This is a genomic window from Shewanella sp. VK101 (assembly GCF_056497865.1).
Window position 1 is genome coordinate 3,140,877 of the sequence record NZ_CM151402.1, and the last position, 23,318, is coordinate 3,164,194.

Consider the following 23,318-nt stretch of genomic DNA (forward strand, 5'->3'; position numbering starts at 1 on the left):
TTGAAAAGATGAGAGTTACTCGTTTTGATAAAGATATCGGATCTTCAATCAAAACAACAGAGGTAACTCTCAGGTTACAGTCACCATACAACTAATAATTGACTGGGCTTTCCAGAGGAACTGATGAATAGTCCTTTAATTGCACGGGTTGCTGCTACATGCAGTAACGCCCTCTCGTTGAAGATTGCATCGCGTTGCTCTACAGGATCCTCTGAATTTACAGCTTTCGGCTCAGGGACTACCCCGTCATTTATACTTGCCAGGAACACGTATTGAAACTCAAGCCCCTTAATCCGGTGCATGGTTGCAACACGGACACCTTCTTTTAGACCACTATCCGCACTGTCATGACCCAGAATAAAAGTAGGGATTCCGCCTTCGTTCAATGCTGATGCATAACGCTCGTAGATGTGCTTAGTACGAGCAGTGAGGCAAATATCCTGCGAGCGAATTCCATCAGCCAAAAGGGCCTTAATCTGGTTTACTATCGTTAATGCCTCTGACTTGAAATCAGCGGCATGGGTAATTGTGGGCTTATCACCATGTAGCAGAGATAAGTAATCATTACCGGCATCTTGCTCACCATCGAGATCATCAACTTGGACCCCAGACAGCAGTGCAACTGCAAACTTCCGGGTTTCCTCTGTAGTGCGATAATTTATTTTCAACTTCTTACTGCGACGACCACGAACATTAATACCGCAGTGCCCGAGCACAACCTTGTTACGGTAAATTCGTTGATGACCATCTCCAACAATAAACAGGTCATTCGGTGATTCAGGCACCAAGCTGCGGATCAGTGTAAAAGCGGGAGAGCCAATATCCTGGGCCTCATCTACTACGATGCTGCTGTAGGGCAACTGCAGTTGCTTCTCCTTAAACAGTACGCGAGCCTCGTGGGTGGCATCAGCCATTTCTCGAAGTTTGGCGCGGTCCATCTGGGAGCGAAACTCTTCGAAAACAGGCCATATCTTGGCACGTTGAATTCGAGATAAGGCGGTACCGCGACCTAAACGACTCACCTTCAGATACTCATCCCGGGTATAAACCGAGTTAGGCTGAACAACTCGCAGCCATTCTTCGGCATAGAAACCTTCTGGTAAACCTAACTCTGCAGGAGCCTGCTGCATGGCATATTGCCAGCATCTGCGACGCCCCTCGTCATTGTCATACACGACCTTAAAGTCGTAGCCATGCCGTTTAAGCTGATCAGTGATCCAGGCATCAATATTGACTACCTCAATACGAGCCATCTCCTCCCTAGTGCAAAGACGCTGCAAGTTATTTCGGATATCCGCAGCTAAATTGCGAGTGAACGTTGTAAACAGAACTTTTTTGCCCGGTTGATCCACCAGGCGTTGTGCCAACCAACGAGCGCGATGCATAGCAACCACGGTCTTCCCCGTTCCAGCGCCACCAAGCACTCGAACAGGTCCCGCTGCAGGAGACTCCACCAGCTTACGCTGGCTAGGGTGCAAAAATACGCGCCATTTCTCCAATGGCGCATTGAGCATCTGAATCAACTCTTGTTCATTTTCAACAACATAGAATCGACGCTTGCTTCGTGAGATAGCCTCAGAAAAGTCCGTAGTATCGACCGGGGAGTCAGGATGGTCATTAAATTCTTCTAACACTTCCTGATAATCAAACCCTTCTATTAGCCAATGCAGAGGCTCCCACGCCTCCGCGGGCATAACTTGCTCTAACGACTGGAAATCAGCAATATCGGTCAAAGCCATGACTTGTTTGATGAATACAGGTGGAACCCCCAATGCCAATATCTGTTCAGCTGTATAGGCAGATAATAGCTTTGGTTTTTGAATCTCAGCCGCTGGCACCTCCAAGACTTCTGGCACAGCCTTAATATAGCTGGTGTCAACTACTTGAATTGCCCCAGTGAGAGGGTGGATCGAACAGTCATGGCGACGAGCCCAATCATAGGCCTCGTCATGCTTATCGACCCACATCATCATGTAAATTGAACCCTGTTCAGGCTTTAGCACGATACCGCGATAGGTCTGATCAATTCGAACTGAATGTACATTTTGACTGCGGGCATCGTGGATCTTTTCGTAATTCAGACCATTACTTGTGGGGTCCTGTCTAAATTTCGAAATGAACTCCTGCACTTTTTTTTGTTGTGCTTTGGGGAGCCGAGCAAAAGCACCAAGAAAGCCGTCAGAGAGTGCTACTTTGGGCGACTGAACTGTCATGCCTTACCTCCAGATAAAGACCGTATTGTTTCCTTGCTGATCTGGCCGACAACGACCGTCCAACCACTGTTAATAAAGGGTGCAGCAGAAGCCTGATCTTCAAAGATGAGTGCTGTTTTATTTTCAGGCCATGCGATATCTGCCTCAGCAACTATCTCACCGAATTCGTTTTGTAACGGATAACCCATGATTGGCATAGGCCAAGTTAATGTTTGCAACAGGCTAACCTCTTGAGCCGTTAGCAAGCCTAACTCGATGGCTTCACTCCAGTTGCCACTATCTTGAATTTCAACCTCTTGCACTGCCGGCTCAACAACCACTTGCACTTGAGGGCTGTGCACTGCCTTACGACTGCTGAATGACATCCCGGGCAAAAACTGCAGCAAATTCACCAGTCGCCAGAAACCGTTAAGCCCTCGTTCATACCCCTCATCCTTGGTGTAGCGATCATCAAAGCTCACATGCAATTGCAAAGCGGCTCTCATCATTGCCGCAGAAGTTGAAGGATTGATAAAACGCTGCGCCAGTACAGAAGCGAGCTCAATAAACCGCTGTGAGGACTCGCAGCTATCCAGTAAACCACCAAATACAAATGGTTCATCAGGCAAAAGCTGTGACTGCCTATGATGAGGAGCGTTTTCATGCATTTCGTATGCGAACTTTTGGCGAATGCCGGCGTCTTGAGACTTTATAGCATTGAGCCATACCCAGGCATGGGCCGCTGCCAACTTTTGCCATTGCATGTCCTTCACAACAGGCTCAGCTATATAGTCGAGCAATAAGTCAAAGCTGTTTCGTTCACGAACAGCCCCTTCCAAAGTGGCAAAGGTCATGTCATGGAAAAGAGAATAAAACTTAGGCTGCTTCATGTCAGGATTGTGCCCTAACCCAAGCACATCCTGGATATGCTTACAGCCAGCTTCATTCAAATCGCGCCAAGTAATGGTCCAAACACGATAATTGAGACTGTCTTTGATGGCTTGTCGCTTCTGTACATCTTCATCAACTGTCTCTTTATGGAATACAAAACCATCGAGAAAAATTGCGACTGGTTTCACTGCAGAGGATTGTGGTACAGGGTAAAGAACAAAATCAGGACGGCTTGGAATACCTACCCCGTCTTTGGGTCCCAGATCAATCTGCGCTCTTAGATGCCAAACGATAGAAGGCTCCCCGCGAGTATTGATCACCCAGCCAGCTCCAGGATGTGCATAACTGCGAGTCACGATCAGTGTTTTGTCTTCCTGCAATCGAGTGATAAAGCGCTTTTCCAGTTCTGAGCCCATCATGACATCAAGCGGGATGTTATTGATGGTTTGCACCGAATGGAGCTTGTCACTGTTGTCTAGAATCTTTGCCAATATTTGCCTGGCTTGATTGCGGGAGACCTGCTTCATTCTCCCCCGGTCGCGATATGCATAAACGCAACGATAACAACCATCCTTACTGATGTCATGGTTGCAACTACACTCCTGCAATGCGGTATGGGCAAGTTTCAAAAGATGCAACAAATTGTCCGGCGTGCGCATCAGCTCCTTCAAGGAGCCCGTGCCACCGGGAACAGTATCATAAATAACCAGATACTGGCGCCAAGATTCACCTTCATTTTCTGGCTCACGATAGACCACCCCTTTCAAGTGGTCCACGTTGCCTTTGAAGTAGTGTTTGAGCCCCAGTTGAATCGCAGCACCTAAAGATGCCTCCACGATACGATCTGAGCTGTAACTGGATACTGGTAGCAGAATCCGCAGCGCCTCAGACTCTAACTGACGATATAAGTAAAGATAATCCTCGAACTTTGCTGCTTCCGGTTCAGCTCGATACTTACAACTCAAGTCATGTCGCGCCTCATGGTCTCGGGGACGTTGCACCATGCCGCAGCCCAAACAGACCCTAAATCCGGTGCGACGCTTTTTATCACCCGCGATAAGGAACTCTGTTGCATCGTCGATCTGTTTACCGAAGTTGATATCTCTCAGCGTAACTTTGCTCAAAAACTCAAAACCAAACGGCACTTCACCTTCATCGATAGCATAAGCAGCAGCAACGTCTTCCGGCTCATAACTCACCAGAAGTTGTCGCTGGAAAAAAGTTAGTTCACGGCTATCACTCTCATCGCCAATCAAACTGTCACGCGCATTCGCCCTGGCGTAAACCTGGCGTAATTTCAGCAAGGTTGTTTTTTGCCCGGCATCAACCCATCCTGGGGAGCCGCATTTGGGACAATATTTATGCGGATCGCCGGTCTGATCGATATTCTCGCTGTAATTGCAATGACAACAGATCCGCCAGTTCTCAGGTTCAGATAATTTCAGGTCGATCTGTTCAATTTCGACCTTATGCCCTCCCGCATAAAAGTTATTGAGAGGTGCCAACTCAGCGAGTGCAGTTGAAGCAGGACGTTCATATTCGAAGGTGGTGTTCTGGTATTCTTTGACCTCACTCCCCTCATTGTCCTTGCGTCGCCACAACACAGAACGCAGCGTAATCCCGGCTTCAGGGAAGGCATAATTGGGCAGGAGCCCCTCGTCAGTGAAGAAGTTCAACGTCTGTTTGTTGTTGATTTGATTGACCAGAGCCATCAATGCCTGTCGCTCAGAGGCCAGTTCCCCCATGTCTTTATCAAAATTCTGATCACGAGGAGAACTTTCAAGCTTCTCAATACTGCGTTTTAACTTGTCAATTCGTGCCCGCAGTGACTTGCGATCCTCAAGCAACAGATTCAAGGCACTGTCCACTCGCTGCACCAAAGAACGCGTACTGGACTCACCAATAAGATACTGCTGCAAATGCTGGAGAGTATCCGAGGCAATATCGGGGAAAATTGAAGAGAAGCGGTTCTGTAATTCAACCCGATGATCTTCTACATAGCGTAAAAAGTTGTAAGGGAAGCCTGATTTCCGGTCAGACTCCACTTCATCCAGCATCTGTTTGACATTCTTGCTGATGGCAGAAGCTGGGACACCGGTTTTCACCCAATTATCCATACAAAATGCCGCCAGCTGACGCTCAAGGATGGCTACCGCATTGAGGAATACCCCCGGGGCCTGCACCTGTCCTTGCATCATTTCCAGCGGTTCTTGGTAAAAGAACTGATCGTGCGGATTACCCTCTGCAACCGTAATGTTCAGCGCATTGCCATCTTTACGCCCGGCACGACCAATGCGCTGCAGGTAATTCGCTTGCGCCGGCGGTACAGAGCAAAGCAATACCGTTGACAGGTCGCCCACATCAATACCCATCTCCAGAGTGGGCGTAGCAGAAAGCAGGTTGATATGCCACGGCTGGTGGCCCTTGTAGAATGACTGCTCGGTTGCCTCTCTTGTCTCCCGGGTTAACAGGCCTGTATGTTCGGCGCCTACGACACGAGCCACATCCAGATTGTCCCACTGCCAGCTGGAATGGTTATCCACTTGTTGATAATGGCCTTCACAACGCAGCGACATACAAGGCGCATCTTTCCACTGCCATGCCTGATCAGCAGGCGCATGAATAACTTCCCGGCAGCAGGAGCAGTTCAGTCGAACCACATCACGACTCACCACCAATGCGGAAGGGGCAAGTCCCCATGCCTCTCTGCCCGAGGTCTCAAAGCTGACAAGAATCCCGGCACGCAGCAGGGCCTTCAGCAAAGACTGCAACAGATTCTCATGCACACTGCTGATAAAGACGTTATCGCCATTATTAAGTGTGCGGTTAATCCAATGCTGATACCAACTTGGATTGGATTTGGCGCCGATTAAGCGCTGGAAACCATTGATCTTCTCAAACGTAACGTAGGAGGGCTTTCGGGTACGGGGGCCGATCGACGGCATATAACGTGATGTTCGTTCCTTCTGAGTCATTAAGAAGGTTTTACCATCACGGCGGTAACTCTCGAAGGCTGGGTGCATCACTGCGCCGGCTTGACGCATACGCCAAACAACCCCTAAAGCCAGATGGGCGACTTGCTCCGCACTCACTCCTCTCATCAGCTCACCGAATTCTTCGTTCAAATGCTGATGGAGAGCCGCAATTGCCGGGTTAAATCGTTCGATATCGATGCCAGCGCTCGCAAACCCGGTCACTTCCAGTGTACGGCCAATACCGGCACGCAAGGTAAATTCGCTATAAACCTCCCAATCCAACCGCAAGCCGACCAGTTCGGGCAGATCTGACTTTTCAGGCAACTGACCTTGTTGTTTTAGCTCCTGATAATCATTGAGCCACAACATATTCGGAGCAATAAAGTTGGCAGCGAAGTGAGCATCATCCTTGGCGTCGGCTCGTGTCTGCTCGCAAACCCTCCTGGCAAAAGCATCTAACGAAATAACGCCATCTGTTGGTAACAAGCTGCCAATTTGTCCACGCACCATCAAAGGCCAGGTGCGAGCGGTGAAAAAGCTGGCTCTGTGAGCCGCATCCTGCACCGAATCCGAGAAGGTGATGAGTTTCTTATGCTCGTTGAAACGGCTGCCATATAGCTGGTGGATCATCACAGCAGACAGGCTGGCAGCACGAGACCCAAGGATCGAAATGCCCTCCTTGCTGTGGCAGAAAGGACATTCGTTGGCGAACTCCAGCTCATCCTTGCGCTCTTTGAGCATATCCGGAATTAACACCGGCAGCAGCTCATCATGACCACAGTGATTGCACTGCGCATTAGTCTGCCGGTTCAGGGTCAAACACCCGGTACAGAGCTTCTGATGCTGGCCACTGGCAGGCTTATCGCTCCTATCCGGAAATGCCAGCACAACAGAGCGGCCATGGTCGAAGAACTGACGATAGATATCGTCCAACTCGGTTTCTAACTTGGCACTTTGACCATGACGAATACTGGCCCAACCGGTTGCATGGCAATCACGGCAATGCACTACAGGAAGATGGTGGGTTCGTTCATCAATAACCAAGTCATCGGCATATTTTAAAATGGGTTCGGATTGCACACTGGCGACCAGACGCCGTAACTCCCGCAACCAAAGCTGTGAGCGCAATTGTACAAAGGGCCTAACTGGTCTGGGCTTACCTTCAGCCAAACGCTTTTGTTTATCTGCTTCAGATTCAGAAACCGACAGGCGAGCCTGAGCAATCAAGGCCACAAAACTTTGCAACACATACTTTGCATGCTCGGCAGTGACTGCCAGCATCACTTGGAGGGTGTCACAGCACTGCTGCTCTGAGAGGATACCTTGCTGTAAGTCATTGAGTAACACATGCAGCATACTGTGGCCACGGAGTAACTCGCCTAACGCAATCCGCATATGACGGCCATGGTCACTTTCCAAATCCACAGGCAGCACCAAGTCACTCTCGGGGAACCAAAGCGGAATTTGAGCGTTCAGATAATCCACCGGACTACCATAGTTTTGCGGCAACAGTTGGGATGCCTTATCAACTTGAGGGAAGTGCGTATGGCTAAGCTCATAGCCGTCTAAGAACTCACTGGCGCGGTAACGGTCTTCCCGGATAACTGCACTGTCATCAAATTGCTGATCGAAAATCGCAGTCGCATATTCAAGCAGCTGCCCAAGTTCGTCACCCACGGTGGCAGAGGTTCCCACACAGGCAAAGCGACTGCTATCCACCCCGATATGATGCTTCAAGCGGCGCACCAAACAGGCCAAATCCGATCCCTGCGCACCATCGAAAGTATGCAGTTCATCCACCACCAGATACCGCAACATACCGGGAGTGTTATAACGCCACAACGCCTGGTCAACCGGACGCATCAGCAAATAGTCCAGCATCTTGTAGTTGGTCAGCAGAATATCGGGCGGATTCTCCCGCAGCGTGTGCTTGCAGGTAATCACTTTATCGGCCAGCATGCGCTTGCTCGGATACTCCTCGCTATCGCCAACAAACAAACCGACGGTCACCCTGCCCTGCAGTTGAGGATCGGCGGAGATTGCTTTGGCAAATCGGCTGGCCTGATCGGTGGCCAGCGCATTCATCGGGTAAATGATGATGGCCTTCACGCCCGCCCCTGGCGTACCCGCACAGTAATTCAGCAGCGGATACATAAAGCACTCGGTCTTGCCCGAGCCTGTGCCGGTGGCCACCAGCGTTGGCAAAGGTTCGGCTGCGCCCAATCGCTCAAACGCACGCGCCTGATGCGCATGGGGAGGAAATGACAATGTCAGATGCGCAAAAAAATCCAATGCCAGTGTGCTTTGCCTAAATGGCAGCAAGGCCGAGAGGTAAGGCCCCTTTAATAGTGCTTCCGGCTGCGCCAGAAACTTCTCCAGTGTTTGATGGCCATCCTGGCTATGTACACTGCCGGCAGGTTCACTAAACAGTGGGCAGTTCATCGGGAAGGCGGCGCGCAAAAAGGCAGCCACACTGTCGGCTACCTGCCGACTCACAACCGAAGGTAACATTAGTAGCTCTCCATATCAGTTGCAGGCAGCAGGCAATCGCGTACAACAGCAGGCAAACCGGCGCTATCGCCAAACATCACCAACTGTTTACGAGGACGTGACAAGGTCACATAAATCTTGTTCAACTGGTGGGCATCATCCCAATCAACATGCTCCAGGCCCGCATAGATTAAGGTATCGAACTCAAGGCCCTTAACATGCTCAGCACATGAAAAATGCACCATGTATTTCTTCGCCAAGTCGATGCGGTCTGCAACATGCGAGCTTCGACTGGTTCGACTGGCCAATGGCCCACGCAAACGAGCCTCCAGCGAAATTGCCATGGATTTTTCCGGGCAAACTACGGCAATGGTTCGGCCATGGGGCTGGCGCTCAATCACGTCCAACAGCAACTCATCCACGCCATCGAAACGTACATCATAAAACTGGCGACTATCACCCTGCGCACTGTCCCGCTGCCACTTCGCTATATTTTCTGCATCGACTAAACGCGAGTCTTGTTGCACCAGCGCACGGAACAGCATGGCAGTGGCGGCCAACTGCGGTGCACGTTCTTGACGTTTATTCTCCTTGAGCAGATAACGACTCAATGGTCGATACGGAAAACAAGCCTCAATATCGCGCACATTACCGCGACCAAGTTGCTGGTGCATATCCCCCACCAAGGTCACTGCGTGATATTTAGGATCAGCCTGCTCAGCCATTAAGAAAATCTGCTGCTCAGTAAAGTCCTGCACCTCATCAATAAACACCGAGCGGTTATAGCTGGACACCGCCATGTGCGCGGGAACAGGGGCATCAGAAGGAAGGTCTCGCGTCATGATATGCGCCAGCGAAAGCAGCAAATCTTTGTCATGCTCAGCCAATAACCTATCCTTTAAACGGTCGGCAATATCCTGCCACTGCGATAAACGCTGCTTTACAGTGTCAGCTTTAGGTTTATCTGTATGATAAGGCTGCAACATGGCATCTCGATAAAGCTCAGCAAACTGCCATTTACGGTAAATACGTTGCAACTGATTTTTTAAGACTTTCTCTAAGGAAGTTGATTTTTGCCCAGCTAAAATCTGCCGACAAAATGGGCTGGCTTCGGTGATATTGAATATCCGTTTATCCAATTTTGCCAATAGGGTTTTATTGATGATGCGCATATTGAGGTCATCAAAATCCTTGGCAAATATTATCGACACCTTGAGTCCATCAGCAAATTCGCCAATAAACCGCGGCCCCTCTTGCTGTAAGCTTGACCATAGCTGTTCAATATCTGTCAGTGGTAAAGGCACTATCTCATCGGCAGCAAAAATACTTACCCCTTGATGGATAAGATTTAGCAGATCTTCCTTAACTTCAACAAGGATACCTGTCAGTCCGGCCTTACTGAGATGTCGCTTATATTCCACGAAAATAACACCGTGGCTTCGTAGTAATGCCACTGCAGCCTTATCATCACGGATGGTACGCCACTGTTCAACACTAGGATTTACCCATTTAGCTCTTCTATCAAACAATTCACGCTCTAGCTGCCGATGGGCCTGATAGATTTTACTGATCACCCGATCAAGCGCAAAAGGAGCGGTTGTTTGCTCCCGTAACTGCGCCAAAATTGGCTGATAGTAAGTGGATAATCGCTCCTTCACCAAAGCAAGCAAGGTGTCAGCATTACCGTTTTTTGCAATAAATTTATCGCTTTGGATATTTTCTGGCAGGCTGAGCGCCACCAGCTGTTGCTGTAAATCATCGGCGATACGCCAGCCAATCACAGCGCTAACGTGACGAAGCCATGCCATTGAGGTTTCATCCCTAAAGTCATAATCAGGCTGTCGTCCGAGGTGATGAAATCGGGTCTGGGATTTCCCGTTAACCACTGCCGTACTATCAGCACTATCCCCCATGTCATTGATAGGCTCTTGCTCAGCATCATCCAATACAACCGCATCATCGACCGCTAAATTGGGCGCCTTGCGTAACTCAACTAAAAGATTACGTGATTGGCTCAGCTCATAGACCAAGCTGGCATATTCCTCAACCGGGAACTGGCCAATATCTAGCTCGAGGCAGGATGCGCGCAGGTATTGCACCAGCTCACCGGTGCGTACAAAGCCAATACTGCTCTCGGCTAAAAAGTCACTGTTGAACTGCTCGTCATCGGTCGAGCGCGCCAGATCGCACAGAGTCTTGGCACGGCCAAGGGCTGCACAGGTTTTACCCGAGCCCGCCACCCCTTCTACCAACATCGGCCCCGCGCCGGCACTGTTGGTCATGATCTCAAGCTGCTCATCGGTCGGATTCAAAAAGAAGTAAGTGCTGAGGCCATAGTAATCATCCTGCACCTGCTCACTGCGGCCAAAGATATCATACTGATTGTCCGGCTGCGCTTCTGCCTCATCGAGTATTACCGGCTCGTCAAAATCAAATTCAAACTCCATATCCACAGGGGAGGGACCTTGGCTAAGTGGAGCGTCACCCACAGGTAACGCCTCAACAGAAGAAGGCTGAATCTGTACCAACTTGCTATCAGCAAACCAACGTCCCAAGGCTGCACGCAGGTTGCTGACGATAGCATTAAAGCCACTGTCCTTTTTGCCAAGGGAAAGCGCCTGAGACTCCATTACCCGAAAATTGCGGATATGCTCGGCAGCGTCTTTGCCACTATAACGCGCAAAATTGCGGATCTCGACGATTGTATAGCTGCCCCATTTTGGACTTTCGTGGCTCATGCCCAACTTGGCAATCCGACACAGCTTGCCAAGGGGCGAGTTAGGGGTCGCAAAACCCAGTCGAGTACTGGCGTAGTCGCTGGTTGCCTGGGAGACGCGAAAACTAAGCCGCCCCTCCAACTCGGTATCAATAACCACGGTTTTACCAAAACCGTGGCGGTACAACTCGTCATAACCGCGCTGACGCTGATAGGCGTCCGTATAAAAATCACCACGCCGTTTCTGCTCGGCTTCATTTATCACAGTGTCCAGCGCGTCGAGTTCCTGCTCCACCGTATCACGGGTCGAATCGGCTTGCTGTTGACTCACGTTGTCCAGTTCTTCGGGTAATCGGTATTGATGCATCTTTTTATCCTGCAAGATTGCCAAAGCCGCTGCCGGCTTTGTGCCCCAGTTTCAGTTTTCTTATCGATGTCTTATTGCCACTTGATTGCGTCACCCCTGATTGGCAAAAAACGCCCAGGCGACGCGGTAATCATCCTCACGGTCGGGCTTAATAAAGGGCGCTTTCCAGGTGATGGTGCGGCGCATCGCTCCATCGGGGCGGGTGTCATCATCGAAAGTGACGCTGACAGTGCCCTGGGTCAGATGCTTGATATCGTCCCAACCGATGGCGAGATCCGAGCCCGCTTTGCCTGAATCAGCCCCCGTCCACTCTGGGCTATCGACCTCATAAACAATACCGGCCTTAAGGTCTGCTTTACGGGCGGTGCGCGGCAGGCCAACGCCGACCAGCCCCTTGCTGGGGGTAAAGATGATGCGGCCCACTTGGTCATACCAGGTATCGGCCTCGTACTGGCGCATCACCGGGAACTGCACCCGGTAGATGGTAAGCAGCTCCTCCAGCGTCAGCCCCAGGGCCTGGGCCACAAGAACATCAATTTCCACCAGCGCCTGACGGCGGCTATAGTCGGTGCGCAGGGCACAGTCGCGCTGCCAATGGGGTGTGAGTTTGGAGAAAAAGCTTTGTGGCAACTGCGGTAGATCGCGGCTCCAGCGTTGATGAGTAAAGTCACCATCAAATGTTGTTTCCCAAAGGTCGGAATACTTGTCAATCACGCAATTGAGAGCGAGCAGTCGCACAAATGCATACTGCTTTTGTTCGTAGGAGAAAGATGCAAGAGAGAAATCATCCAGCATCTGATGCAGATTTGCTTTGCCGGTTGACTTGCACATGAAGTCATATGGCACAGATATCACTTGACTGGCATGTTCAAGCAATAGATCCAATGAAGAATACGTATAAGTGCGAGCTCCATTCACATGTGCGCTTTCTGGTGGCGCAATCGCAGCAATCAGGGTTCTCTCGCCAGATTGAGAAAGCATTGCTCTTATAATCAACCGGTAATACTCCGTTACCTTTTTGGGCTGCTCTTCTCCCGGCTCGGTCCAGGTCACCCGAGGAGTACGGCGGGCATACTCCTCTGCATCACAGGCCGGAATATAGTTGGTGCGCGGCAGGTAGTCGTCCGGCAGGGTGAGCAGATCGAGGCAGTCATAATCGCTATTTAAGGTACAGTTGGCACGGGGGGTTTTATAAAATGGTGTTCCAACAAAAAAGTGTGGGCCTGAGAGGATCCACTGTGCAGTGTTCTCTGGGAATTTGGTTTGGCGTTCAACTGTCCCATCTGTTTGCTGATTGGTTTCATGCCACATTTCCAGGGATAAATACTCTCCCTGTATATCACCTAAACGCCTAGGCTGGTCAGCGAATTTCTCTAACACTGCAACCAATTGGTCCGCATGCAAAGCGGGTAATCTGGCCTGATTAGCAGGGGTGCCCTCCGCATCGTACAGCCGTGCAAACAGTTTGAGCTCTTTACTACCAATAGATACCAAACGACTACGGTGCCCCGCAGTGTTCCAAGTGACTTTTATTTTGCCATCAACTTCCTGTTCATCTTTTATACCCGGGACATCTTCAGCACCATTGTGATTAAAACAAGCATCAATAGTCTGGGGAGCATACAGGTTTGAAATATTGTCAAATTGGATATCTCTAGGTTGCACGCAATAGATGTTACTACTGAATTTGGCATGATGATCAACTTCAGCAAACAAGCTCAGCTCGTTCTGGAATTGAAAGTGCGCCCGCAAACGTGGGTAAACCGAAGCCCTCATTGTTCCGCCCTTGGGGTCATCGTAGATTCCTTCAGGATGCAAAAAGCCTGAGACGCCTTGTTCCGCCCCCAAGCGCCAGGCCTGTGGCAGGAAGCACTTATAGAGATTGGTCTGAGTCCCCTTCAGCACCGGATAATTCTGCAGCGCATTGAGGAAATTCTGGGTGCCTTCACAGCTCTCATATTCAATGCGCCAGGCGGTCTCCAGCGCAGGATACTGCTCGAAGGCATCCTCCCGCAGACTTGTCAGCTTGGTCGCAGATAATTTACGCAGTACGAATTCAGGCTCAAAATCCCCGAGCACCCCAGCCTCTTGCCACTCCACCTTAAGCCAGGGCGGGTTACCGAGCATCAGATCAAAGCCACCGCGCTCGGCAAAAATATCGCTGAACTCCAGATCCCAGTGGAAGAAGCGCTGAGCGCGGACAATCTCATCCACTACCGCCAGGCGCGGCAAGGCAGCAAAGAGTTTGTTGCGCTGCAGCACGCCGGTTTGGCTGAAGAGGGATATCTGCTCGCCGGCGGCGGGCTCCAGCAGCCCCAGCTGCCCCCCAGGGGCCAGCTCAAACTCTGCGGTGGTTTGGGTTTGCACCACACCATCGAGCAGGGTTTCCAGGTCAAACAGCCAGTCGCCGCGGTCCGGCAGCTCTTCGACCTTGTCGAGGGGCCAGAACCACAGGGCACACCAGTAGTCCATCACCCAACGCAGTTTTTGGTAACTGCTGCTGTCATTGTGGCGATTGTTTAGGGTGGCATCCTTGCTGCTTAAACTTTCATGGATGCTTACGGCGCTGGGGGCCGGCCACACCGCATAGCTGTCGGCGGTTTTGGCGCGTTCAGCTTTTAGCTGTTGGCGGTAGGTTTGCCACAATGCCTCGACCTTGGCGCTGATGCGCTGCAGGGCGATAATTTCATCCGGCTTAAAGCTGGCGGCAAAGGCTTTGCGCCATTCACTGAGCTGTTTAAACGCCTCAGGATAGCGGGCCTTAACGGTTTTATCGCTGTAATTGGCCATGTCGGGATCGGGCAGCAGGAAGTGGAAAATTTGCCTGGCCTCACGGGCTTTGGCCATGGGCAGCTCACGCGGCTCGCTGTTTAACCAGCTTGGGTCCTTGGCCTTTTTAAAGCTCAGTTCGCTTGCATTAAATACCTGACGGCGGGCGCCAATCAGCGAGTTGCCGTTATAGAGCTGGTATCCAAACCAGGGCACAAAGGCATCGCCACTGATGGCGTTAAGCCAGAGCGATACCTCGGCCAGTTCCACCGCTACCGGGTTTAAGTCAACCCCATAGACATTGTGGTCGGCGATATACATTTTTACCCGCTGCAACTCGCTGGTATAGCGGTCCTGCGCAATACGCTTGCCCTCGGCGGCTTGCTTATGGTGCAGATACGCCTCCGCCAGTTGATTTATGGCTTCGTTCAAGAAGGCCGCGCTGCCCATGGCAGGCTCGCAGACGGTGAGGTTTAAAATCGCATCGGCCTTGGCATGGGGGTCGGCAATGGGCTCGATCTGCTCTTTAAACAGCTCCTTCAGGGCATATTTCACCAGGGAGCGGGTCAGCACCTCCGGTGTGTAGTAAGACGCGGATTTTTCCCGGTCTCGACCAGCCATGCGGTAGATAAAGCTGCCCTTGCGATGGATGCGCAGACTACCACCTGGGTTGTAGACTTTTTCGTCTTCCCGATACTTGCCAATGTCGTCGGCGCTGACGAAATAACCGGTATCCAGCTCATTGAAGTCGCTGTCCGCTTTTTTCACCTCATACAGATCTTCGCTGGCAAAGAAGCCGCGATAGGAAAGCAGCGCCTCGTACACCGCCCCCAGCTGGTTGATGCCGAGCTGACGGTAGGAAATACGACCACGACGACTGAAACGCCCTTTGCCGGGACGGCTGAGGGACATGGCCTGAATGACTTGTTGCAGCGTTTCGTTACGAAACACCACGCGATTGAGATGACGGGTTTTATCTGCCGCGAACAGATGACTTTCGAGCTTTGGTACGCGGAACTGATGATCGTTGATGCTGAGAAGCCCTTGGTGCTCCTCTCCCGCCGCCACGCCCAAATCACCCTGACGCTGAACGCCGCCGCTGTAGCCTTCGCGCACCAGCTTGAATAGCATCTCAAGGCTGTCGTGCAGGTAGCGGCCGTTGCGATCTTCTTCTGAGCTTAAGGAGACCATCTCCAGATCGCGCAGGGTTTCGAGGCTGTAACCCTGCAGGTAGGTCGTGGCGGTCATGGGTGCAAAGCCCAGCTCCGGGCGCGCTTCGATATAGAACAGGAACAGCAGACGGTACATGTAGCGCAGGCACTCACGGCTCAGCTCATCCGGGCTGACTGCCTTCTGGCCGGTATAACTGGCCAGCCCTCGCTCGATGAGGTAACTCATTGCCTCGTTACCCAGCAGCTCTATGCACTCGCGCAGGGCGAATTTGAGATCTTCTGAAACGCCGAAGGCGTGCTTGTGGGAATTCTCATCCAGTGAGTCGAGATAAGGCGCACCGCTGCCTGGCAGCAAAGAGTCCTTATGCAACAGCGCCGCCACCGCCTTGAGGGTATCCGTCTCCCGGCGGCTTAGGATTTCTTCAAAATCGAATCGCAGCAAACGGTTTTGCGCCCACTTGGTTCTGTCGAGCAGCAACAGTTGCCGGTTACCCAACAAGAGTACAAAACGCGGTGGCTCGGCCTGGGTAAACACCACGCCAGAGAGCAACTCCTGCCAGCTGCGAGGCTCGCCACGGCTGTTGATAAGCAGGCCGTCACGCAGCTTAGGCTCTGCATCAGCCGGAAATTGTGCCTTGAGCAGTGAGAGCGACAGCGGATCGTTTTCTCCCTCTTCGGCATCGTGGGCTTCAACAATCCACAGCCAGGGGCTGCCGTCGGCGCTGTTATAACGCGCCAACAAGGGCAGCGGCGCATTGTCGTCCAGCATCTGAACTTGTGGGGTAAGCTCGTACCCCAGCGCCTGCAGCAGCGGTTGCCAGCGACTGCGCTGATCATTCAGACGCTGCGTGAGCTGACGCTGTTTTTCATGCTCGGTTAGCTGCCGGAAAAACGCCGTGGCCAAGGAGCTCAGTTGATTCCATGGAGCCCGGTAGCCTGCGGCTACTTCTTTTCCTGCTTCGCGGGCAACGCGTTCGAGTTCCCGGGCTGCGCTTTCCTGCTCGGTCCAGGGTTCCAGTACATCGCGAATATCGTTGCTGAACACCTCACCCAGATAATGATTTGAGTAGAATTCGTTTTCGTTAGTGATGCCGACCAGCGCCATACGTTAACCCTCCGCCCCGGTAATGACTGCAATGAGCTGGATATACGGCTCTTTTTCTGTGGTCATGGTGTCCTGGATCCATTCAAGATAACTTTCGAAGTTGTGCTCTATTTCGCGCTGGCGCTGCTCTTTACGATTTTGTTTTACCGACTCGAGCTGCTTGTTTTCTGCGAAATCCAACTCAAGCTGTGTGAGCTGACGGCCTTTGAGTACATCAAGCTTTGCCAGCTGCTCAGTCAGGCGCTGATTTATCTGCGCTTCAAAGACGTTGCGCTCTTGCACAAACACCTCTTTGGCATGGTCTATTGCCGCTGCAAGCAGTTGCTGTTGTCTTTGATGATTGCGCTGCAATCCCCCTGCGTTGGTCAGTCTGCCAGCTAGTTGCGGATGCTCCGACACAAATTGGGCGAACGGCACGCTGCCGACTAATTGCTCGCGGTTAAAACTGACCACACACCAGGGGTTGACCATTGGGTGAGATTTGCGGTTCGGGAACAAACCAGAAAGGATGTAGTGGTCCTCGTCCGCATCAAACAGATGGGGTAAACGCATCACCGGCGCTTGATGGCGACCAAACGCGGCTTGCATCTTATCGTCCAGCCATTGCACAACCGGGTTTATCTGCCACAGATAGTGCACCGACGGCCAGGCGTGCTGTTCTCCGCGAGACCGGATGATGGCATCGGTGATTACCTGCTTATCCTGACTTAAGTAAATCTCCCAATTCTCAGGCGCAATTTCTGGTGGCAGTCGCTCAAAGCGGCGACGCAGGTCATCGGGCGCCACCAACGATAAGGTGCCATCGGGCAGGGTATCGTACTGGATGGTTTGACCGCTGGCTTTGATCATTCCCAATGCCTTTTGGCAATAAGCCTGTTCGCTCTCAAACAGGGAGGTCCCATTCGCTGTAGCCGCTGTGCTATCGCTACTGACACCACTGCAGAGCGCACCAAACAGATCATGCTCAGTGTTTTGGGTAACATTAGTATTGAGTAACGCTTCGAACAGGCTGGCGCCGTCATCCATCATCATGAAGTCAGAGACTTGTTGCTCTTCTTCTTCCTGACTGTATTTGCCGGTGAATTCGGAGCTGTCACCGATATTTTTCTGCGCCTGTTCATCTTTGTTAATCAGCACCTCAAGCACACGCATATCGCCGTTAATTTTTTCCTCAGCCGCCTCCGTCAGCAGGTAGCGGATCTGTGGTACCTGTTTTTGGCCATAGCGGTCGATACGGCCGTTACGCTGCTGGAATACCATTAACGACCAGGGAATATCGAAGTGGATCATCTTGTGGCTTTGATGGTGAAGGTTGATACCTTCTGAAGCGACATCTGAGCAGACAAGCAGTCGCAGCGGAGATTGTGACTTGCCAAAGGCCTCCACGGTTTCCATCAGTACTGTGTCACCCTGATCGCCGCGCAATGTTGCCAGTTGCTCGTCTTTAAGCTTGAGATCTTTCTGCAGCTGCGAAGCCAGAAATTCCAGGGTTTTAATGCTCTCGGTAAAAATGACCAGTCGGTCATCAGCCTTGTTGGGCTTCCATTGCAAGTCTTCCCGGATGGTCTCAAGCAAGAGTTGATACTTGCTGAACTGACTGGCATCGACATTGTTAAGGGCTGCCAGCAGCGACTGCAGCTCGTTGATCTGGCTTTGACTGTTTATCTCTTTGCGCGCTTGCAAGCGCTTAAGACGGTTTTGCACAACGCTGGCGCAGGCCATTGGGCTGGAAAAGAGTGCTTTTTCAAGTGTGACCTTAAACAGACGCCCTTTGGTCGCAGGGGAATCGTCGTCATCATCACGCAGCTTGCTTTCAATCAAACGTCGATAGACTTCTTCTTCTGCGGCTGTCGCTTTTCGCTTGAGTGAGTGGATTTGACGCTCAGGGAACTCACCAACCATTTGGTCCTTAACGTCTTTTTTGAAGCGTCTGACTACCAGATTCTTGTCGGCAAAATCGCTGTACTCATATTGCTGCGGATTTGCGATGGCAGTAGGGTCCAGCATGTTCATCAGGCTGGCAAAACTTTCAGGCTTACCGTCGTGGGGCGTGGCCGAGAGCATAATCAGCGTATCGCTGCGACCGGCCAACAGTTTTGCCAGTTTACTGCGCAGTGAACTGGTTCCACGCTCTGCGACGTTATGCGCTTCATCGATGACGATGATGTCCCACCAGGCATTTTCCAAATGATGACGGTACTCGATGTCCTGCTTTAAGGTATCAATCGAAATAATTGTCTTGTCGAAATAATGAAACGGGTTGTGATTGGTTGGGATACGATTGCGCACGCGCTGCAGCCCCGCAGAATCCAGACGGGTGAGCGGGATGGCAAAACGACTCCAGAACTCTTTCTGGAACTGAGTCAGCATCGATTTAACCGCAAGCACAAGTATGCGTTTACCACGACCACGACGGATCAATTCAGAAACAAGGATCCCGGCCTCAAGCGTCTTACCCAGACCCACTGCATCTGCGATCAAAATGCGCTGACGGGGCTGTGCCAATGCCAGGCGAGTTGGGTCGAGCTGAAATGGCATAGAGTCCATTGCTGCACGGTGGCCAAAGTGCACCAAATTATCGGTCGGTACTCGCTGACGCAGCTGGCTTTCTATATAGAGCTGTGCTGCCTGATAGTTTGCCGAGTCATCTTCGACCAGTTTGGTATTTGCCGGATCAAGAATTTCGATGTTCTGTTCAAGTTTGGTCAGGAACAGCCCTTCTTTGCCACGAACAAGCTCAGATATGCCGTCGCAGGTGAGCAGATAACCACCATCCCCACTGTTGTCAGCGCGGCGAATACGCCACTCGGCATCTCTGATCACTACCCGCATACCGGGTGCAAAATGGTATTTATTCATGTTATCGACTTTGATTGATAGTCCCGGCTCATAGCCATTTGACGGTGCTCAGCAAGCTGCATCAAACGGTAAGTGTCAGAACAGTTAAAATGAGGTTTATTGGTACCAGGCTTGGCTATGGAATTCTCAAATGACCCGACGTCTTTAAGCAGTCGTTTCTCTATGGTTGATTTGAGATATTCGCTATGCTTAGACTCAAGTCCAAGCTTTGATTCGAAAAAATTGCTTTCAGGCTCGCCAATATGGGGGCACGAGCAGGTAGGTTTCTCACGGAAGTCAGAATGAAGCAATGACTCGTTAAACCCGTAACACTGAGTAACGTCATTGCTAACCAGCAAGAATGCTTCTGACTTATGAAATGGCAGCATCGTTGTATTGCTTGGCTTTACTTCGACCATCCTTGAGCCTTTTGATGATTCTTCTTAATTGAGCCAAATGGTAGCGAGACTATTCTGGCGTAACTTGATCACAGTTCAGAGAAGAAGCGTATTTTAGCTATTTATTAATGTTCGCCAGTGACTTACTTCTAACGTCCTACAACTAAATGATTGTGCCAGATACGGCGAACGGTATCCAGTGGGCAGGCCACAGAATTTAATGGTCCTCAGTCTCATGAGCCTTGTTCTTGATACTGAATCAAGATATGTACAAAAGCTCTGAGAAAGAAATGGATTTAGGCCAGTGGATATACTCTAAAAAACCGCTCCAAGAAAGAAGCACTTGATGCCCCACAAGCGATGCAAACAGCCTCCAACTCCAAAATCCTCAGTTGTCGCTCACCACTTTCATATTTAGAAACAAAGCTCTGAGGCTTGTTGAGTCTTTCCGCAAGTTGAGTTTGGCTAAGCCCTGCGCTTTTCCGCATTGCTTTCAGTTCATTACGTAGCGATTCTTCGCGTTCCAACCAGCTTTTTTGCATGGCTGGATAGTAAGTCATGTTGCAAAATATCCCATTTTGGGATATTTTATTTTCGGCCATATTGGGGAGCGAATATCAAAGGGCTGAGCCCGATTTACTCAGGAGTTGCTGTAATGGATAGATACGTTCGATATTTGATAATTAGCTTTGTCTTAATGTTTATCACGGTGCTGGTAACTGTATTCAACAGCCATGTCTCTGTTGGTTTTTGGGGATGGTTGGCTTTTTTAGTGTCTGGCACTTTGCTTACCGGCACAGGGGCTTTTATCGGTCGCCTGTTTCTGGACTTTGTCAGACCCGATATTTACCTAACCACCGGCGCTGTAGACGCTTTTTACAAGCGCATATTTTGGAGTATCGGCCCTCAGTTTATCGGAGGCCTTATTGGTTTTATGGCAACACAGGGGTTTATGTCCAATGTACTAGGTTACGCCCAATTCAGTGGATAAAGTCAACATTCGGTCAGATATGGGAAGAAGGGGGACAGCAAAGTCTGTCCCCCTTCTTCTACCAGTTCAAATGTTACCCACTGCCAAGCTGCCATCCCTTGCTGCAATTCGCTCTTCTATCCAGTTCAAAATCTCTTCTTCTACCCAGCCAACGGAGCGCTCGCCGAGGGATACAGAGCTTGGGAATTTTCCGTCAGCCATCATGCGGTATACACTGGCGCGGGACAGGGCTGTCAGGTTCAGTACTTCTTTCAGTTTAATTAGTCTCATGATGAGCTCCTGTTATTGACTCATCACATAAGCGCTGTCAGTAATTTTTAACTTTTCCGCATTCACTCTGCAGCCCGCTTTTCGAAACATTTTCAGATATATATCACCCCTGTGCATAAACCAGAGTCATCATCAAGGAGGCGATATGCACAGAACCATTTCTGCACCCAGCAACAACTGGTCTCACACATCCAGTCAAATCCTCGAAACCGCTGCCGGCATCATCGCCGAGCGCTATGTTCGAGATGGCGTATTCACCAACCCAAGCGCAACCATGGACTTTCTGCGCTTCAAGTTGCATCAACATGAGCGCGAGGTATTCGCGGTCATGATGCTGGACAGCCAGCACAGATTAATTGAGTTCACCGAGCTGTTTTACGGCACGATTGATGCTGCCAGTGTTTATCCCAGGGAAGTTGTTAAAGCGGTACTGAGCTGCAATGCAGCGGCAGTTATCCTCACTCACAACCACCCTTCCGGTGTTGCCGAACCTTCTCAGGCCGACAGGCGTATCACCGAGCGGTTAATCAACGCTCTCAGTACCATAGATGTGCCAGTGCTGGACCACATTGTGGTGGGCGACCAATGTGTGTCGTTTGCGGAGCGAGGTTGGCTGGAGGGAAGGCACCATGATTGAGTTTACCGACAGCTTTTCGCAGGCTGCGGTGGCTGAAGCCTGTCAGGCATTCCCTGAATTGCGGGCGTATATACTCAGAGAGCTTACCCTGCCCACGTTCGAGCGACCGCTGAATGACACAGGCGAGGTAATTGGTGATCCCCAGGTGATGCCATTAACGTCACTGCGCAAAACCGTGTTGTATGTGTCTCACAAAGATATGGATGGTCACATTCCCAGGGAAATCGGCTTTTGTCGCTACCTGCAGCGCTGCGACACTTACGGCGTGCCGTTTGGTCCTTGGCTTAAGGTGATCAACGGCTGCTATTTCAATCACGGCTCCAATACCCAACCCAATTGGAGCGCCCACAGCTGAATCCCAAACCTTTTATCTATCCCCTGCCCGCTTGGCATCCACCAAGCGGGCTTTTTGTTTTTGGAGAATCGATATGAACATTATCCAGTACCAGGCTCTGACCTTACCCGCCGACTTTTATGAACTGCTAAAGATGCACGCCAAGGACTATCAAACCCAGGAAGCCCGCTTTATCACCCTCAATTTTGCCGATCCGGATTACAACGCCGAGCGGGGTGGTTTCCATCCGGTGGAGATAGGTTTGAGTCGTCAGGGCGATGCCTGGGCACTCAGCTACTTTACCGACTTCGCTTTCTATGGTCGGGTCATGCCGGAATTGGAGCGGGAGATTGACGTACATTTTCAGGCTCAGGAGGTTTACAGCACCTTCTACGGAACTCGGCCTTTGCGGGAAGTTGCGGGGTTGGTGCAACTGCTGCTCAAGAACTTCCTCAGCTATGTCGCCATCGACGCTTATGTCGTCAAAGTGCAGGCCCACTGAAGTGGTTCTCAAAAAGGTATTGTGGGCACCAGCAAACCCAGGCCCGATAGGGGTTGGCAAGAGGCTGGTTCCCATATTCATCAAATAGCCAAATGAGGGAACTTCACCATGAAAGAAGTCGAGGCGGTGAAAAGCCGCGATACCATCAAGCTTATCAGCTACCTGCTTGAACGTCACTTTGGTCAGCAGATGGCTGATGTCTGGAATATCGGTCTTAATCTGGCACTGCGGATCTCAGATCTACTGGCGATCAGATTCAGTGATATCCAAGGTGACAGGCTCAGCATCATTGAGCAAAAAACCGGTAAAAGAGCCGACATTAAACTCAACGCCAAAACCAAGGCTTTGATCGACGCTATCCGCCAGCGTCACCCTGACCACATCTATCTGTTTCAATCCTATCGTAGCCAGCAGATGCAACATGCAGCGCCTAGGCCGCTCAGTCGTCGAGCCGTGACCAAAGCCTTTGCCTTCGTTGGTGAAGACATCAGGCTTGCGTTAGGGACCCACTCAATGCGTAAAACTCGCGGTTATCACTTGTACCAATCCTGCAAGGATATTGGCCGAGTGATGCGTATGCTCAGGCACCAATCGGAAGCGGTCACGCTGCGTTACATCGGCATTACCCAACAACAGATAGACCGCGACTTTATTGAACTGGAAATCTAACC

12 protein-coding genes are annotated in these 23,318 nt (G+C 51.0%); 5 read left to right on the forward strand and 7 right to left on the reverse strand.

The window, feature by feature from the left end; all coding sequences use genetic code 11:
- Positions 1-80: 80 nt before the first annotated feature.
- The 6 genes from ACSHSR_RS14030 to ACSHSR_RS14055 all read right to left on the reverse strand — a co-directional run bounded on the left by ACSHSR_RS14030 (position 81) and on the right by ACSHSR_RS14055 (position 20,473).
- Entirely contained in the window at positions 81-2,213 is a 2,133-nt protein-coding gene (locus tag ACSHSR_RS14030) for a 3'-5' exonuclease (RefSeq protein WP_317058439.1), read from the reverse strand.
- On the reverse strand, positions 2,210-8,569 hold the full coding sequence (locus ACSHSR_RS14035) for a DEAD/DEAH box helicase (protein ID WP_317058440.1): 6,360 nt from the start codon (positions 8,567-8,569) through the stop codon (positions 2,210-2,212). The genes ACSHSR_RS14030 and ACSHSR_RS14035 overlap by 4 nt, the downstream gene beginning before the upstream one ends.
- Positions 8,569-11,631 carry a helicase domain-containing protein gene (locus tag ACSHSR_RS14040; RefSeq protein WP_317058441.1) on the reverse strand — a complete coding sequence of 1,021 codons (3,063 nt, stop codon included), beginning with the start codon at positions 11,629-11,631 and terminating at the stop codon, positions 8,569-8,571. The genes ACSHSR_RS14035 and ACSHSR_RS14040 overlap by 1 nt, the downstream gene beginning before the upstream one ends.
- 90 nt (positions 11,632-11,721) lie before the next feature.
- Positions 11,722-16,677 carry a DNA methyltransferase family protein gene (locus ACSHSR_RS14045; RefSeq protein WP_317058442.1) on the reverse strand — a complete coding sequence of 1,652 codons (4,956 nt, stop codon included), beginning with the start codon at positions 16,675-16,677 and terminating at the stop codon, positions 11,722-11,724.
- Between the two features lie 3 nt (positions 16,678-16,680).
- The gene (locus ACSHSR_RS14050; protein WP_317058443.1) at positions 16,681-19,536 is read right to left on the reverse strand and encodes a DEAD/DEAH box helicase; all 2,856 of its coding nucleotides are present in this window, start codon (positions 19,534-19,536) and stop codon (positions 16,681-16,683) included.
- Between the two features lie 673 nt (positions 19,537-20,209).
- On the reverse strand, positions 20,210-20,473 hold the full coding sequence (locus tag ACSHSR_RS14055) for a helix-turn-helix domain-containing protein (protein WP_233962472.1): 264 nt from the start codon (positions 20,471-20,473) through the stop codon (positions 20,210-20,212).
- 95 nt (positions 20,474-20,568) lie between these two features.
- Here ACSHSR_RS14055 and ACSHSR_RS14060 point away from each other — a divergent pair, with 95 nt between their 5' ends.
- A complete protein-coding gene (locus ACSHSR_RS14060) occupies positions 20,569-20,904 on the forward strand; it encodes a hypothetical protein (RefSeq protein ID WP_123116656.1) in 336 nt (111 codons plus the stop codon).
- Positions 20,905-20,970: 66 nt separating this feature from the next.
- On the opposite strand, the gene ACSHSR_RS14065 is transcribed toward ACSHSR_RS14060, so the two are convergent.
- Positions 20,971-21,174 carry a helix-turn-helix transcriptional regulator gene (locus ACSHSR_RS14065; protein WP_044734129.1) on the reverse strand — a complete coding sequence of 68 codons (204 nt, stop codon included), beginning with the start codon at positions 21,172-21,174 and terminating at the stop codon, positions 20,971-20,973.
- Positions 21,175-21,319: 145 nt separating this feature from the next.
- Between ACSHSR_RS14065 and radC the strand changes: the two genes are divergently transcribed.
- The 4 genes from radC to ACSHSR_RS14085 all read left to right on the forward strand — a co-directional run bounded on the left by radC (position 21,320) and on the right by ACSHSR_RS14085 (position 23,316).
- Positions 21,320-21,811 (forward strand): RadC family protein, encoded by a 492-nt coding sequence (gene radC, locus ACSHSR_RS14070; RefSeq protein WP_144162414.1) that lies wholly within the window; start codon positions 21,320-21,322, stop codon positions 21,809-21,811.
- Positions 21,804-22,166 (forward strand): hypothetical protein, encoded by a 363-nt coding sequence (locus ACSHSR_RS14075; protein ID WP_317058444.1) that lies wholly within the window; start codon positions 21,804-21,806, stop codon positions 22,164-22,166. Before radC ends, ACSHSR_RS14075 begins: the two co-directional genes overlap by 8 nt.
- Before the next feature lie 73 nt (positions 22,167-22,239).
- Positions 22,240-22,647 carry a DUF2787 family protein gene (locus ACSHSR_RS14080; RefSeq protein ID WP_051541625.1) on the forward strand — a complete coding sequence of 136 codons (408 nt, stop codon included), beginning with the start codon at positions 22,240-22,242 and terminating at the stop codon, positions 22,645-22,647.
- Between the two features lie 108 nt (positions 22,648-22,755).
- Positions 22,756-23,316, forward strand: a complete 561-nt coding sequence (locus ACSHSR_RS14085) for a site-specific integrase (protein WP_144134361.1) — start codon at positions 22,756-22,758, stop codon at positions 23,314-23,316.
- Positions 23,317-23,318 lie beyond the last annotated feature (2 nt).